The following is a 13,897-nucleotide window of genomic DNA, read 5'->3' on the forward strand; positions in this document are numbered from 1 at the left end:
CTATGTTCCGCGCGACATGAGCAGTTCCGAACTCGGCCACATCCGTCCCTGGCGCCACATCGAGCGCCGCAAGAGCCGCCAGATCATGGTCGGTTCCGTCCCCGTCGGCGGCGACGCCCCGATCAGCGTCCAGTCGATGACCAATACGCCGACGACCGACGCGGCGGCGACGCTGGAGCAGATCCGCCAGCTGGAAGAGGCCGGGGCCGACATCGTCCGCGTCTCCTGCCCCGACGAGGAGTCCACGGCGGCCTTCAGGACCATCGCGCGCGAGGCTCGCGTGCCGCTCGTGGCCGACATCCACTTCCACTACAAACGCGGCATCGAGGCCGCTCAGGCGGGCGCCGCCTGCCTGCGCATCAACCCGGGCAACATCGGCTCCATCGACCGGGTCAAGGAGGTGGTTCAGGCCGCCCGCGACCACGGTTGCTCCATGCGCATCGGCGTCAACGCCGGCTCGCTGGAAAAGGAGCTGCTGGAAAAATACGGCGAGCCCTGCCCGGACGCCATGGTCGAGAGCGCGCTGAACCACGCCCGCATCCTGCAGGACCTGGACTTCCATGAGTTCAAGATCTCGGTGAAGGCGTCCGACCCCTTCCTGACGGTGGCCGCCTATCAGCAGCTGGCCGAGGCCATCGACTGCCCGTTGCACCTGGGCGTGACCGAGGCCGGACCCTTGCGCACCGGCACCATCAAGTCGGCCATCGGCATGGGGAACATGCTGTGGGCCGGCATCGGGGACACCATTCGCGTCTCCCTGGCCGCCGACCCGGTGGAAGAGATCAAGGTCGGCTTCGACATCCTGAAATCCCTGGGGCTGCGCCACCGGGGGGTGAACATCATCGCCTGCCCGTCGTGCGCGCGTCAGGGTTTCAACGTCATCGAGACGGTGGCCATCCTGGAAGAGAAGCTGGCCCATGTCTCGACGGCCATGTCGCTGTCGATCATCGGCTGCGTCGTCAACGGACCGGGCGAGGCCCTCTATACCGACGTCGGCTTCACCGGCGGCGGCAAGGGCGCGGGCATGGTCTATCTGAACGGCAAGATCGCCGGCAAACAGGCCAATGACGGCATGATCGACCACATCGTCGAACTGGTCGAAGCCAAGGCCGCCGAACTGGACGCCGCGCGCAAGGCGGCGGAATAGGCCCTGTTCCGCTCCCAAAGGCTGCGCTAGTCAGGCCGGATCAGTGGTTGGGGTAACGTCATGATCCGTCGCGTCGCGCTTGCGTCCGTTTTCGCTCTTTCGCTCGGGAGCGTCGCAACGAGCCCGGTCCTAGCGCAGACGCAGGCAGTTGCGACCGCCACGACCGCCACGCCCGCAACCCATGTCGAACTGCCCGCGCCCGACGGCCGCACCATCGATATCAGCGTCTGGCCGGCGGCGGACGAGCAGGCGGTGATCGTCTTCAGTCACGGCTGGAACAGCGATCCGGCGCGCTATCACCGCATCATCAAATACTGGACCGACCACGGCTTCACCGTCATCGCGCCGCTGCACACGGACTCCTTGCAGCACCCCCGTCACGCCGAGGGCGACCAGCGCAGCTTTGTCATGACCCGGATCGTCGATCTGGCGGTGGTGCGCGGCTATGCCCAGGCCAGCCATCCCGGCAAGCCCATGATCGCGGGCGGCCACTCCTTCGGCTCGTTCAATTCGCTCATGGCGGCGGGCGCCGTCAGCGTCGCGGGACCGTTGGGCGACCCGGCGGTGAAGGCGGTGATCGCTATCTCCACGCCGGGCGTCGTGCCAGGTCTGGTCAATCCCTCGACCTACGCCACAGTCTCTACGCCGGTGCTGATCGTCACGGGCGACGCCGATCTGGTGCCGGGCTTTGTCACCGAGCCCCGCGATCACCGAGCGGCTTTCGACACCAGTCCTGCCGGCGACAAGATGCTGATGACCTTTGCGGGCGCCGACCACAGCTTCGTCGGCAACGCCGACGCCGCCGACTTCGAGCTGATGGCCGCCACGACGGTCGATTTCATGCGCGCGCACGCCCTGAATGATGTGGCGGCGCAAGCTCGACTGGACACCCTGACTGCGCCCGAGGGCGTGACCATTGAACGGCGCTGAGATCATGAAGCTCTACATCACCACCCCGTCGCCCTTCGCCCGCAAGGTCCGCATCGTCGCTCATGAGAAGGGGCTGTCCGAGCGCATCGAGGAGATCGCGGTCGATCCCTACGCCAATGCGCCGGAACTGCTGGCGACCAATCCGGTGGTGCAGGTGCCGACCCTGATCGCCGAGGACGGCCTGCCGCTGACCGACAGCCCGGTCATCTGCCAATACCTCGACGCCCTCGGCTCCGGCCCGCGCCTGTTGCCCGCTGGGGGCGCCGAGTGGCTGCGCGTCAAGCGTCTGGAGACCCTGGCCAACGCCACGCTGGAGATGGGCGTCAAGCTGGTGCTCGAGAAACGCCGTCCCGAGCAGGAACGGTCGCCGTCGTGGATGTCGCGCTGGACCTTCAACATGGGCCGGGCGCTGGACGCCCTGGAAGCCGCCGCGCCAGACGCCGGGGATGTCGACATGGGCGTGCTCAGCGCCGGAATCGCCGTCAGCTGGATCAGCTTCCGCCACCCCGACTACGACTGGGAGACCGGTCGGCCCAACCTGGTCGCGCTCCAGGCCGCGCTGGAGCAGCGTCCCAGCTTCAAGGCCACCGTTCCGGCCTGACTGACGTCGAACCTTGTTGTTTGAGTCACGCCTTTGTGATTGACGAGCGAACATCGTGATGCGAACCTGAAATCAGGTCCGCCGGGGGGGCGTGACCGTATCCTTCCAGGGATCATCATGATTTCCAAACGCCATGCACGCTTCGCCGTGCAAGCCCTGACGCTCGCCGGTCTGAGCCTCAGCCTGCCGGCCTGCGCCACGATCACGCGCGGCACGACCCAGCAATTTACTGTTGAAAGCAGCCCGCCCGGCGCCCGCGCGGCGACCTCCAACGGTTTCCAGTGCGACGCCACGCCCTGCACCTTCCGCATGCCGCGCAAGGACGCCTTCAAGGTGACGATCTCGCGCGACGGCTATGTGACCCAGGAACATCAGATCGCCAGCGGCGTCTCGGGCGGCGGCGCGACCGGCATGGCCGGCAACCTGATCTTCGGCGGCGTGGTCGGCGGCGTGGTGGACGCCACCTCGGGCGCCATGAACGATCTGACCCCCAACCCGCTGGTGGTGACGCTTGAGCCTGTGGGCGCAGCCAAGCCCGTCGCCGCCGCGTCGCAGGCTCAACCGTGAGCCGCGCCGTCATGATGCGTCGCGCAGCCATCGTCGCCGTCTCTCTTGGCCTGCTGTCGCTGGGCGCCTGCGCCTCGGCCGCCCGCCCTGACGCCATGACGGTCCTGCCCTCGACCGTCGCCGCCGCCAAGCCCGGCGACGTCGGCTATCAGGCGGTCAAGATCGTCAACGTGTCGGGCGGCACGGACACCAATCCCCTGCTGATGTCCGAGGTCGCCAGCGGCGACTTCCGTCTGGCCCTGGAAAACTCGCTCAAGGCCACCGGCTACCTGGGCGCGACCGAGGCCGCCCCGCTGTCGTTGACGGCCGCCATGCTGGAGCTGAAGCAGCCCTTCGCCGGCCTCGACATGTCGGTGACCAGCCGCGTTCGTTATTCGGTGACGGACGCCTCGGGTCGGGTCGTCTTCGACGACACCATCGCCGCCACGGGCACCGCCAAGATGGGCGAGGCTCTCGTCGGCACGGAGCGCCTGCGTCTGGCGAACGAGTACGCCATTCGCGAGAACATCAAGGCCTTCATCGAACGCTTCCGCGCCCACACTGCGCGCTGATCCGACGCTGACGCCTTATGGGGCGGGACGGGCCCAGCGCCGGTCCCGCCCTTTTTCTATCGGCCGACCAGTCCGGCCAACTGCGCGCCCTGGAAGGCGGCGAGGGTGATCAGCAGGCCGCCGACCGCATAGGTCAGCGCCTTGCGCGGCACCTTCTTGACGATCAGTCCCGCAAAGGGGGCGGCGATCAGGCCGCCGACCACCAGTCCGCCCACGGCGGCGGCGTGGTTCTCAAGGGCGCCCGCCTCTTGCCAATGGCCGGTCACCAGGGCCCAGACGAAGGTGGCCGAGATGGCCACGGTCAGAAAGAACTCGGCGGTGTTGACCGTGCCGATGGCCTTGCGGGGGTCGTGCCCGGCGCCGACCATGGCGGAGGAGACCGTCGGCCCCCAGCCGCCGCCGCCGATGGCGTCGAGGAAGCCGCCGACCACGCCGATGGGGGCGGTGATCCAGGCCGGCAGGCGGCGCGGCTTCACGTCATGGCCGGCGCGCCACAGAATCCATATGCCGATCAGGGCCAGGTAGCCGACAACAAAGGGCTTGATCAGATGGCTGTCGATGCCGGTCAGGACATAGGCGCCCAGCATACCGCCGATCACGCCCGCGACGGCCAGGGGCAGGAACAGCCGCCACTCCACATTCCTGTGCCAGGCGTGGCTGCCCGCCGAGGCGGCGGTGGTGAAGACCTCCGCCGCGTGGACGCTGGCCGAGGCCATGGCCGGCGGCACGCCCAGGGCCAGCAGGACCGAGGATGAAATGACCCCATAGGCCATGCCCAGGGCGCCATCGACCGCCTGGGCCAGAACGCCCACCAGCAGAAACAGGAAAAAGGTGTCCATTCAGCCCCCTGGCCGCATCAGGCGCATCGCGCGTCCGACTTGGCAATGGTCCCCAACCGCTTTTGGTTGCCGCGTCTGTGACAGATCAGGCGACGAGGTCCAGCCGCGCGATGGCGTCCAGCACGTCGCGCCCGGTGTAGGGCTTGATGACCATGGCGGCGGCCAGTTCGGCGTTGGCGGCGGCGGCGCTGACGTCGCCCGACAGAAAGATGACCGGCACGCCCCAGCGCGCCTTCAGGCTGCGGGCCAGATCGGCCCCGGTCGCCTCGCCCGACAGGTTGATGTCCAGAAGAGCCAGGTCGATGGCGTGCAGCGCGGTGGCCGCTTCGGCCGCCTCGGCGCTGTGGAAGGGGCCGACGATGCGATGGCCGGCGGCGTCCAGGGCCTCGGTCAGGGCGGCGGCCGCCTCCGCGTCATCCTCCACCAGCAGGATGGTCAGGGGGCCGACCGCCTCGGGCGCGGCGGCCGGCGTCTCCGCCGGCGCCTGACGCACCAGGACGGCGCGCACGGCGGGCCACAGCTCGGCCGCGGGCCGTTCGGCGTCCAGATCGAAAATCTTGGCCAGGGCCTTCAGTTCAGTTTCGGCCTCGGCGGAAATCGTCGCATCCGATTGCTCCAGCAAGCCGTCGTAAAGGGCGCACAGCCGCGCCACATTGTCGTCCGCGCCTACGGTCGCATCCGCGTTTCCGTCGAACATGCCTGTCTCCATTCCTGTTTCAGCCCCGGTGCAGCTAGGGGGTTTGCAGCGGCGAAGGAACCGGCCTGACGGGCTTGTGACGGCTGTTCACAATCGCTCCATCTGCGCGTGTTCCGGCCTTTTCATCGACAGGGGGCGGTCCGGCGGGTAAGGCTCCGCGCTCGAATTTCCCTTCAAAGGACGCTCCCTTGCGACTGCCCCAGGCCCGGCTCGATCAGGTGCTCGACCGCTTCCACCAGGTGGAGGCGCGCATGAGCGCGGCCTCGGACGGCGCCGAGATCGTGCGCCTGTCCAAAGAGTACGCCGAGCTGAAGCCGGTGGCCGACGCCGTACAGACCCTGGCCCGCGCCCGCGCCGAGGTCGAGGACCTGCAGGCCATGGCCTCGGACCCGGAAATGGCCGCCATGGCCGCCGACGAACTGGACGCCCTGAACGCGCGCCTGCCGGAGCTGGAACGCGAGGTCGCCTTGCTGCTGGCGCCCCGCGACGCCGACGAAAACGCCTCGGCCGTGCTGGAAGTGCGCGCCGGCACCGGCGGCGACGAGGCGGCCATCTTCGCCGGCGACCTGTTCCGCATGTATTCGCGCTACGCCTCCACGCGCGGCTGGCGGGTCGAGATCGACAGCCTGACCGAGGGCGATGCGGGCGGCTACAAGGAAATCATCGCCACCGTCACCGGCGAGGGCGTGTTCGGCCGGCTGAAGTTCGAGAGCGGCGTCCACCGGGTGCAGCGCGTCCCGGCGACCGAGTCGCAAGGCCGCATCCACACCTCGGCGGCGACGGTCGCCGTCCTGCCCGAGGTCGAGGACGTCGAGATCGAGATCCACGACAAGGACATCCGCATCGACACCTATCGCTCGTCGGGCAGCGGCGGCCAGCACGTCAACACGACCGATTCCGCCGTGCGCATCACCCACCTGCCCACCGGCATCATGGTGACGTCCTCGGAGAAGTCCCAGCACGTCAACCGCGACAAGGCGATGAAGAACCTGCGCGTGCGCCTCTATGACATGCAGCGTCAGGCCAAGGACCTGGCGCGTTCCGATACGCGCAAGTCCCAGGTCGGCTCGGGCGACCGCTCCGAGCGCATTCGCACCTACAACTACCCGCAGGGCCGGGTCAGCGATCACCGCATCAACCTGACCCTGCACAGCCTGCCCCAGATCATGGAAGGCGACATCGACCCCCTGCTGAACGCCCTGATCGCCGAGGACCAGGCCGCCCGCCTGGCCGATCTGGAAGCCGAGTTCGGCTAATCAGGCGGGGCGTTCGTCCGCGGCGTGCGGCGGCGCATCCTCGGACGGGGCGTCGATCGCCGGTTCGGCGTCGGCCGGGGCGAGCTCCGCCTCGTAGAGAGGGCGGGACGCGGGCTTCTTCTTGAGGCCGAGCCGCGAGCGGACCCAGCCGACAGCGCCCGCCGCCCCGGCGACCAGGAAGACGCCGCCCTTCTTGAGGATCAGCAGCAGGATGCCGATCAGCCCGGCCTTCTTGGCCACGGCGACGGCGGCGCCGCCCGCTACCAGGCCGGCCAGACCATAGGCCGCTTTCTGATCCGTGCCGGCCTGATAGTCGGCGTAGCGCGCGCCCTCGTCGAAGGCGGCTGTGGCCATCAGCCCTTCGGCGGCCTGTTTGACCTCGGGCAGTTCCGGCATGATCGAAATGATGTTCAGGCTGACGACCCCGCGCCGCCCCAGAACACGCACATCATAGTTGAGCACAGGGACGGGATCGCCGTTGAACGCGATCTCCTTGGCCCAGATCATGGCGTGTCGCTGCGCGTCATAGGACGGGGCCTGCGCCCAGCCGACCAGATGGAGGCCCGGATAGCCGGCGGCCTCACGCTCGCGGTTTTCGGCGTCCTCGCCGTTCTGGATGGTCGTCAGCAGTTCGGTGTAGTCGATGGTCCGCGCGTCGTCGTCGGAGACGTAGCCGTCCGCCGAATAGCGCACCACTGCGCCCCAGGTCTCGCCCGTGAAGGACTTGCCGGCGGGGAAGATCATGCCCAGCACCCCCTCGGTCGAGGCCGGCGGATTGCCCCAGGCGTCGACCAGAATGCGGCGCGCCTCGGCCGCGTCGTAGAACTGATAGGTTTCGCCGAGCCGCAGCGTCACCTTGGGACCGCTCAGGTGGACATCGCCGCCTTGCCCCTGAATCTCGGTCTCCAGCCGACGCATCGCGGCCATATAGGCGGCCTGTTCCGGCGTCGGCGTGACGCTGGCTGTCGCGGGCGCGGCGAGCGCCAGGCAAAGCGCGGCCGTGACTGTGGCTAACATCTTGAACATACGAATCTCCCCCTGATCCGGGAAGCTTATGTATCCTTGTTATATTTTCCAGTCGGTATTAGCCCGGCTTACGCCGCACCCGCCGCTTCAGCATGCGGTCGCCCAGGGCCTCGGCGTATTTCAGGGTGAAGGCGAGGGCCGCCGGATGGCCTCGGCGCGGGCCGACGGAATCGGCCATGACGGCCCCGCGCTCGCCGAGCGGCAGGGGCGGGCCCGTGGTGGTGTCCAGCGCCGTCTGATGCTCGATCTCGGCGTTCAGCCGGGCGCCCATCAGGATCACCTGCACCGAGAACCAGGTCCACAGCAGGAAGCCCATGGCCGCCGCCAGCGGCCCATAGGAATCGGTGCGGACAAAATGGCTCAGGAACCAGCTGAACAGGAAGGAGACCAGCAGGCTCAGCGCTGCTGCGAACAGGGCTCCCGGCGTCAGCCAGCGCCAGCGCGCTCGCGCCCGGCAGGGGCCGATGCGATAGATCAGGGCCAGGGCGGCGACATAGCCGAGATAGAGCAGGGGCCAGCGCAGAGGCGCCAGATGCGCCCATTCCTCCTCCAGGCCGAACAGCGACAGAACCAGGGGCACGCCGACCACCAGGGCCGAACTGAGCAGCACCGCCAGCAGGGCCGTGACGGTGACGCCCATGCACATCAGGTTGTAGGTGATGATGTTGCGCCGCTCGACCTCATGATAGGCGAGGTTCAGGCCGTAAAAGAGGGTCTTCACCCCGCCGTTGGCCGCCATCAGCGACAGGGCCAGGGTCCAGACCAGGGTGAAGGTCAGCTGGCCGGTGGATCCGCCCGCCAGCCGGGTCATCTCGGCCCCCAGGAACTGGGCCACGTTCGACGGCAGAACCTCGTAGAGGAAGCTGAGCTGGTTCCAGGCGTCGGCCGGATCGGCGAACAGGCCATAGATGGTGACAAAGGCGCCCAGCGTCGGGAACAGGGCCAGCAGCATGAAGAAGGTCACGCCCCCGGCGACGAAGCCGACCCGGTCGCCGAAATAGCCCATGCCGGTGCGCCAGGCGATGTCGGTCCAGCCCTTGCGCGGGATGTGGACCGGATGCTGGGCCAGGCGGCCGCGCCCCGGTTCACGGGCGTCGAAATCCTCGGGCGTGGGGTCGCGCGGCGCCAGAGGCTCCGGCCGCTTGGGCCTCAGTTCGACGCCGTACTTGTGCCCCTGGGTATAGAGCAGGTGCGCCGCCGTGGCCCCCGCCGCCAGTCCGCCCGCCGCCGCGCCCAGATAGCGCCAGACCGCGCCGCCTTTTGGGCGTCGCGGCGTCCGTTTCAGAAGGTTCTGCATCCCCATCCGCCCCTCAACGGCTACGCTGCATCTGCGTTCCGTCTTGAAATCGCCCGCTGCAAGCGCCAATCAGCGGTCATGTCCGAAAACGCCCCCGCCGCCCCGACCCTGCTCTCCGCCTGGAAGGGCGCGCAAGCCCAGTTGAAAGCCGCCGGAGTCGACAGCCCGTCGATCGACGCCCGCCTGTTGCTGGAGGCGTCGACCGGCGTGGGCCGCGTCGACATCCTGAACGATCCCTATCGCGTGCTCGACGCCGACAGGTTCGCCGCCTTCGAGGCCATGGTCGCGCGCCGGGTGAAGCGCGAGCCGGTGTCGCGCATCCTGGGCAAGAAGGGCTTCTGGAAGATCATGCTGAACGTCACCCCCGACGTGCTCAGCCCGCGCCCGGACACCGAGACCCTGCTGGACGTCATCGTCCGCGCCTTTGCGCCGCATCGCGCCTTTGACATGATCGACCTGGGCACCGGCTCGGGCGCCATCCTGCTGGCCACCCTGGCCGAGCGAGCCGGGGCGCGCGGCGTCGGTACCGACATCTCGACCGAGGCCATCGCCGTGGCGCGTGAAAACGCCGCCAACCTGGATCTGGACGGCCGCTGCACCTTCATTCGCACCGAATGGGCCTCAGGCTTCGCCGACGACAGCTTCGACCTGGTGGTGTCCAACCCGCCCTATATCCCGACCGGCGATATCGCCGGCCTGGACCCGGAAGTGCGCGAGCACGACCCGCATCTGGCGCTGGACGGCGGCCCGGACGGCCTTCAGCCCTATCGCGACCTGGCCCCGGAAATCGCCCGCATCCTGCGCCCCGAAGGCGTCTTCGCCGTCGAGATCGGCTGGGATCAGGGCGCGGCGGTCAAGGCCCTGTTCGAGGCCGCCGGCTTCACCGGGGTCAAGGTGGTCAAGGACCTGGGCGACCGCGACCGCGTCGTCACCAACGGCCCGGACCCGCGCGTCGATCCCCTCCCGGAAGCGTGACCGGGGGCGACGCAGCCCTGCAATAAAAGCCTTGGAAACGACGCCATCGCGCGCTAAGTCGTTTCTTGTCTCCCACTCATACGCATCCTTTTCGAGCCGGTTTGCTCGCTCAAGCGCGTCTGGGCCAGTGACGGTCGGGCCGGGTTGGCCCGGCGGACCACAGGGCGACGAACAGTTTTCCGAGCACATCGATACGGGGATTGGCCCCGACCGAACGGAACGACGAACTGGGTCCTGCCCGTCCTTAACCGACGGCGGCCCGCACCAGCACGGTAAGCTCCGATGAGAGATTTCAAGGGCATGAAGCGTCAGCGCGGACGCAACCGGAAGCCCGGCAGCGGCGGCGGCAACAACGCCAACGCCACCAATCCGAACCGGTCGTGGGACTCGCAGGGCCCCGAGAACATCAAGGTCCGCGGCAACGCCCAGACCGTCTATGAGCGCTATATGCAGCTGGCGCGCGACGCCTCGGCCGCCGGCGATCGCGTCCTGGCCGAGAACTACACCCAGCACGCCGAACACTATTTCCGCGTCCTGCGCGCCCTGCAGCCGCAGCGTCCGGTCAGCGAGATCGCCCAGCGCGAACTGGCCGGTCAGGGCTTCGACATCGACTTCGAAGACGAGTCGGGCGCCCAGGCCGCCGCCATCATCGCCGCTGCTCAGGCCGAGCAGCAGAAGATCGACGACGAGGCCCGCCGTCAGGCCGAACGCGCCGAGCGCGACGCCAACCGCGACCGCGACCGCGACTACAACCGGGATCGCGACAACAACCGCGACCGGGATCGTGAACCGCGCCCAGAACGCGAGCCGCGCGAACCCCGCGAGCCCCGCACGGACGACCGCGAACCCCGCGCCGAGGGCGAGACCCGCGAAGGCGGTCGCCGCGAGACCCGCCGCGAGCGCTGGGAGCGTCGCCGCGAGGAACGCAACCGCCGCTTCGAGAACGGCGAGGCCACGCCCGAGGACGAAGCCCGCGCCCTGGCCGAAGCGGAGTACGTGCCGGAAGCCGGTTCGGAAGAAGCGGCCGCCGCGCCCGTCGTCGAGACCGAGGCCGAGGCTCGTCCCGCCCGCGCCCCGCGTCGCCCGCGCGCCGACCGCGCCCCGGCCGAGTCCCCCGCCGAAGGCGAGGTCAGCGACGGCATGGGCTTGCCCGGCTTCCTGACCCGGCCGACGACCCCGTCCTCGGACGAGACGGCTTCGGACGAGGCTCCGGCGCCGAAGCGTCGCGCGCCCCGCCGCAAGGTCGAGCCCGCCGACGAGGGGTGATCGCCGACGCGCAACTTTAGCGCGTATATTTACATAACTGCAATCTATGGGCGTCATTCTCCCTTTATCGGGAGGACGTGCGATGCAACTCGTTCTGGTGGTGGTCGCCCTGGCCTTGTCGGGCTGCTGGGCGGGATTGAGGCTCGCGATCCGGGCCAAGGGCGAGGCCAGGACGCTGCGGCGTCTCAACGCCACGCTGGAGGCCCGCGCCGAGCAGCGTGCGCGGGACCTGCAGACCGCCCTGACCCTGGCCGAGGGACAGGCGGCCCAGGTCGAGGCGGCGCACCGCGCCAAGACCGAATTCCTGGCCAGCATGAGCCATGAGCTGCGCACGCCGCTGAACGCGGTCATCGGGTTCGCCGACCTGATGCGGCTGAACGAAGCCCAGGACCCGCTCAGTCACCGTCAGCATCAGGCGCTGGAGCAGATCCGCGCCGCCGGCGCTCGGCTGCTGACCCTGGTGGACGAGGTGCTGAACCTCGCAGACATCGAGGGCGGCCGCCTGGCGCTCAGCGTCGAGCGGGTCGATCCCCTGCTGGTCGCGCGTCAGGTCTGCGACGCCCTGAAACCCATGGCCGAGGCGGCGGGCATCGACCTGCGCGAGCCGCCGGCCGTCGCCGGCCTGGCCGCCCGCGCCGACCGCGAGCGCCTGCGTCAGGTGCTGACCGCCCTGATCGCCAACGCCGTCAAGTACAACCGCCCCGGCGGCGCCGTCCTGATCGAGGCGCGCCAGTCGTCAGACGGGGTCAGTCTCAGCGTCCATGATACCGGACCGGGCCTGCCAGGCGCGCGGCTGGACGGCCTGTTCCAGCCCTTCAACCGCCTCGGCCGCGAGACCTCCGAGGTGCCGGGCGCGGGCCTGGGCCTGGCGGTGGCGCGGCGTCTGATCCAGGCCATGGACGGGCGGCTGGAGGCCGAAAGCCGCGAAGGCGAAGGATCGGTCTTCACCGTCCATCTGCCGGTGGCCGTCGAGACGCCGCGTCTTGTTTCCGCCTCGCCCGTGCCGGCGGCGGCCCTGCCCGATGCGACCCTGCTCTATGTCGAGGACAATCCCTCCAACATCGTCCTGATGCGCCACGTCGTCGCCGCCCTGGGTCGCATCCAGCTGCACGTCGCCGAGACGGGGCCGGACGGCCTGACCCTGGCCCGCGACCTGCGTCCCGACGTCATCATCCTCCACATCAACCTGCCCGGCATGGACGGCTTTGCGGTCAAGGCGCGGCTGGCCGAAGATGCGCTGACGCGCGACGTGCCGGTCCTGGCGCTGTCGGCTCGCGCGGCCTTTGCCGACATCCGGCGCGGACGCGAGGCCGGGTTCGCCGAATACCTGACCAAGCCGTTGCAGATCCCCGCCCTGGTCGAGGCCCTTTCGCGGGCCCTGAGCCCCAAGGCCGCCCCCTCGGCGGCGGATGCGGACGCCGCCTGAAGGAGGGGGCGACAGGACGAGATCCGGCCCGCTGGGCGACCGCTGTGCGGCCGTGCCGGGGTTGACGCGGCGCGCCGGGAGGGCTTCCTAGGCGGCGGGGCTTTTCGACCCTGTCCCAGGGAGAGGCGATGTCACGGTTGTCGGCCGGTATTTCACGTTTCAAGGCGAGGCTTCCTCACGCCCTGATTCCGGGTCTTCTGGCGACGGCGCTTGTGGCCGGCTGTGCGACCACGCCGCCGCCCCCGCCCCCGCCGCCCCCGCCTTCGGCCCCCGACGCCCCCAGCGGCGCGGTGCTCAGCGACTGGCGCGGCGTCGTCACCGCCGCCGACCGCGACCGCTATCAACGCCGCGACGCCGCCTGGACCCTGGCCCTGCAACAGGCCCGACGTCAGCCCGGCTCAGGCGATCTGAGCGCGCTCGGCGACCTCATCGTCCCGGACGCGGCGCGCCCCTCGGTGACGCCGCCGGTCGGGACCTATCGCTGCCGTACTGTCAAGCTGGGCTCCCAGGGCGGCGACGAAGGGCTGGGCTATGTCGTTTACGGCTGGTTCGCCTGCCGCATCGAACAGACGCCCGCCGGCCTGAAATTCTCCAAGCTGACCGGATCGCAGCGACCCAGCGGTCTGCTCTTTCCCGAGAATGATCGCCACATGATCTTCCTCGGCTCGATGGCCCTGGCCTCCGAACCCGCCGCCCGCTCCTATGGCCAGCGCCCGGAGCGGGACATGGTGGCGGTGGTCGAGCGCATCGGCGAGCGCCGCTGGCGTCTGGCTATTCCCTGGCCGGCCAATGAGTCCAACCTGGACCTGATCGAACTGGTCCCCGCGGCGCGCTGAGCTTGACTGTCGGCCCTTGACCGGCGCGGCGGGCGACGTCCACCCTGAGCGCTGATTTTTCAGGGGAGGCGCTCATGCGCGGCATCGGTTTCACCATCGGCTCGGTCATCGCCATCGGCGTGCTGATCGCCGTCGTCCTGGTCGGCTTCCCGACCTACAACGTCTATTCCAAGCAGATGGCGGGCAAGGCGGCCTATGAGGAGGCGGTGCAGAACCGCCGGATCCGCGTGCTGGAGGCCCAGGCCGCCCTCGACTCGGCCAAGCTGACCGCCGCCGCCGAGATCGAGCGCGCCAAGGGCGCCAACGAGGCCAACCGCATCATGGCCGAGGCCCTCGGCGGCCCCGAGGCCTATCTGCGCTGGTCCTATATCAACATGCTGCAGGAAACCGCCGGCAAGGAAGGCCGTCAGACCATCTACATCCCTACCGAAGCCGGCATGCCTATTCTTGAGGCGGGCCAGCGCCCGGCGGCTCGCTGAGCCT

15 protein-coding genes are annotated in these 13,897 nt (G+C 69.2%); 11 read left to right on the forward strand and 4 right to left on the reverse strand.

Translation table 11 applies throughout. The features are described from left to right. Nucleotides 1–16 precede the first annotated feature (16 nt). The 5 genes from ispG (at nucleotide 17) to P0Y52_00405 (ending at nucleotide 3,796) form a co-directional block, all read left to right on the forward strand. Nucleotides 17–1,147 (forward strand): flavodoxin-dependent (E)-4-hydroxy-3-methylbut-2-enyl-diphosphate synthase, encoded by a 1,131-nt coding sequence (ispG, locus tag P0Y52_00385; protein WEK58027.1) that lies wholly within the window; start codon nucleotides 17–19, stop codon nucleotides 1,145–1,147. A gap of 60 nt (nucleotides 1,148–1,207) precedes the next feature. Further along, a complete protein-coding gene (locus tag P0Y52_00390) occupies nucleotides 1,208–2,077 on the forward strand; it encodes an alpha/beta hydrolase (GenBank protein WEK58028.1) in 870 nt (289 codons plus the stop codon). A 4-nt stretch (nucleotides 2,078–2,081) separates the two neighbouring features. Then, a complete protein-coding gene (locus P0Y52_00395) occupies nucleotides 2,082–2,678 on the forward strand; it encodes a glutathione S-transferase N-terminal domain-containing protein (protein ID WEK58029.1) in 597 nt (198 codons plus the stop codon). A gap of 117 nt (nucleotides 2,679–2,795) precedes the next feature. After that, complete coding sequence (locus P0Y52_00400) at nucleotides 2,796–3,245, forward strand: translation initiation factor 2 (protein WEK58030.1); 450 nt, start codon at nucleotides 2,796–2,798, stop codon at nucleotides 3,243–3,245. Next, on the forward strand, nucleotides 3,242–3,796 hold the full coding sequence (locus P0Y52_00405; GenBank protein ID WEK58031.1) for a hypothetical protein: 555 nt from the start codon (nucleotides 3,242–3,244) through the stop codon (nucleotides 3,794–3,796). Before P0Y52_00400 ends, P0Y52_00405 begins: the two co-directional genes overlap by 4 nt. Before the next feature lie 56 nt (nucleotides 3,797–3,852). On the opposite strand, the gene P0Y52_00410 is transcribed toward P0Y52_00405, so the two are convergent. After that, nucleotides 3,853–4,635 carry a sulfite exporter TauE/SafE family protein gene (locus tag P0Y52_00410; protein WEK58032.1) on the reverse strand — a complete coding sequence of 261 codons (783 nt, stop codon included), beginning with the start codon at nucleotides 4,633–4,635 and terminating at the stop codon, nucleotides 3,853–3,855. A gap of 85 nt (nucleotides 4,636–4,720) precedes the next feature. Continuing rightward, complete coding sequence (locus P0Y52_00415) at nucleotides 4,721–5,332, reverse strand: response regulator (GenBank protein ID WEK58033.1); 612 nt, start codon at nucleotides 5,330–5,332, stop codon at nucleotides 4,721–4,723. A gap of 188 nt (nucleotides 5,333–5,520) precedes the next feature. On the opposite strand from P0Y52_00415, the gene prfA reads away from it, so the two are divergent. Then, on the forward strand, nucleotides 5,521–6,588 hold the full coding sequence (prfA, locus tag P0Y52_00420) for a peptide chain release factor 1 (GenBank protein ID WEK58034.1): 1,068 nt from the start codon (nucleotides 5,521–5,523) through the stop codon (nucleotides 6,586–6,588). On the opposite strand, the gene P0Y52_00425 is transcribed toward prfA, so the two are convergent. Both P0Y52_00425 and P0Y52_00430 read right to left on the reverse strand, forming a co-directional pair. After that, the gene (locus P0Y52_00425; protein WEK58035.1) at nucleotides 6,589–7,614 is read right to left on the reverse strand and encodes a DUF2167 domain-containing protein; all 1,026 of its coding nucleotides are present in this window, start codon (nucleotides 7,612–7,614) and stop codon (nucleotides 6,589–6,591) included. It lies immediately after the preceding gene. 58 nt (nucleotides 7,615–7,672) lie between these two features. Further along, complete coding sequence (locus P0Y52_00430; GenBank protein WEK58036.1) at nucleotides 7,673–8,911, reverse strand: YihY/virulence factor BrkB family protein; 1,239 nt, start codon at nucleotides 8,909–8,911, stop codon at nucleotides 7,673–7,675. Nucleotides 8,912–8,989: 78 nt separating this feature from the next. On the opposite strand from P0Y52_00430, the gene prmC reads away from it, so the two are divergent. The 5 genes from prmC (at nucleotide 8,990) to P0Y52_00455 (ending at nucleotide 13,893) form a co-directional block, all read left to right on the forward strand. Beyond that, nucleotides 8,990–9,886, forward strand: a complete 897-nt coding sequence (prmC, locus tag P0Y52_00435) for a peptide chain release factor N(5)-glutamine methyltransferase (GenBank protein ID WEK58037.1) — start codon at nucleotides 8,990–8,992, stop codon at nucleotides 9,884–9,886. Between the two features lie 282 nt (nucleotides 9,887–10,168). Continuing rightward, nucleotides 10,169–11,152, forward strand: a complete 984-nt coding sequence (locus P0Y52_00440; GenBank protein ID WEK58038.1) for a DUF4167 domain-containing protein — start codon at nucleotides 10,169–10,171, stop codon at nucleotides 11,150–11,152. A gap of 82 nt (nucleotides 11,153–11,234) precedes the next feature. Continuing rightward, entirely contained in the window at nucleotides 11,235–12,578 is a 1,344-nt protein-coding gene (locus tag P0Y52_00445; GenBank protein WEK58039.1) for an ATP-binding protein, read from the forward strand. A gap of 128 nt (nucleotides 12,579–12,706) precedes the next feature. Then, nucleotides 12,707–13,414 carry a DUF4893 domain-containing protein gene (locus P0Y52_00450; GenBank protein ID WEK58040.1) on the forward strand — a complete coding sequence of 236 codons (708 nt, stop codon included), beginning with the start codon at nucleotides 12,707–12,709 and terminating at the stop codon, nucleotides 13,412–13,414. 74 nt (nucleotides 13,415–13,488) lie between these two features. After that, nucleotides 13,489–13,893 carry a hypothetical protein gene (locus tag P0Y52_00455; GenBank protein ID WEK58041.1) on the forward strand — a complete coding sequence of 135 codons (405 nt, stop codon included), beginning with the start codon at nucleotides 13,489–13,491 and terminating at the stop codon, nucleotides 13,891–13,893. Nucleotides 13,894–13,897: the final 4 nt, after the last annotated feature.

The sequence above is a fragment of the Candidatus Brevundimonas phytovorans genome (assembly GCA_029203145.1).
Taxonomy (GTDB): domain Bacteria; phylum Pseudomonadota; class Alphaproteobacteria; order Caulobacterales; family Caulobacteraceae; genus Brevundimonas; species Brevundimonas phytovorans.

Excerpts from the sequence above, each read along its gene's own strand:
- ispG (WEK58027.1), top strand. The coding sequence starts at position 17 with ATGAGCAGTTCCGAACTCGGCCACATCCGTCCCTGGCGCCACATCGAG.
- P0Y52_00390 (WEK58028.1), top strand. The coding sequence starts at position 1,208 with ATGATCCGTCGCGTCGCGCTTGCGTCCGTTTTCGCTCTTTCGCTCGGG.
- P0Y52_00395 (WEK58029.1), top strand. The coding sequence starts at position 2,082 with ATGAAGCTCTACATCACCACCCCGTCGCCCTTCGCCCGCAAGGTCCGC.
- P0Y52_00400 (WEK58030.1), top strand. The coding sequence starts at position 2,796 with ATGATTTCCAAACGCCATGCACGCTTCGCCGTGCAAGCCCTGACGCTC.
- P0Y52_00410 (WEK58032.1), bottom strand. The coding sequence starts at position 4,635 with ATGGACACCTTTTTCCTGTTTCTGCTGGTGGGCGTTCTGGCCCAGGCG.
- P0Y52_00415 (WEK58033.1), bottom strand. The coding sequence starts at position 5,332 with ATGTTCGACGGAAACGCGGATGCGACCGTAGGCGCGGACGACAATGTG.
- P0Y52_00425 (WEK58035.1), bottom strand. The coding sequence starts at position 7,614 with ATGTTCAAGATGTTAGCCACAGTCACGGCCGCGCTTTGCCTGGCGCTC.
- P0Y52_00430 (WEK58036.1), bottom strand. The coding sequence starts at position 8,911 with ATGCAGAACCTTCTGAAACGGACGCCGCGACGCCCAAAAGGCGGCGCG.
- prmC (WEK58037.1), top strand. The coding sequence starts at position 8,990 with ATGTCCGAAAACGCCCCCGCCGCCCCGACCCTGCTCTCCGCCTGGAAG.
- P0Y52_00440 (WEK58038.1), top strand. The coding sequence starts at position 10,169 with ATGAGAGATTTCAAGGGCATGAAGCGTCAGCGCGGACGCAACCGGAAG.
- P0Y52_00445 (WEK58039.1), top strand. The coding sequence starts at position 11,235 with ATGCAACTCGTTCTGGTGGTGGTCGCCCTGGCCTTGTCGGGCTGCTGG.
- P0Y52_00450 (WEK58040.1), top strand. The coding sequence starts at position 12,707 with ATGTCACGGTTGTCGGCCGGTATTTCACGTTTCAAGGCGAGGCTTCCT.
- P0Y52_00455 (WEK58041.1), top strand. The coding sequence starts at position 13,489 with ATGCGCGGCATCGGTTTCACCATCGGCTCGGTCATCGCCATCGGCGTG.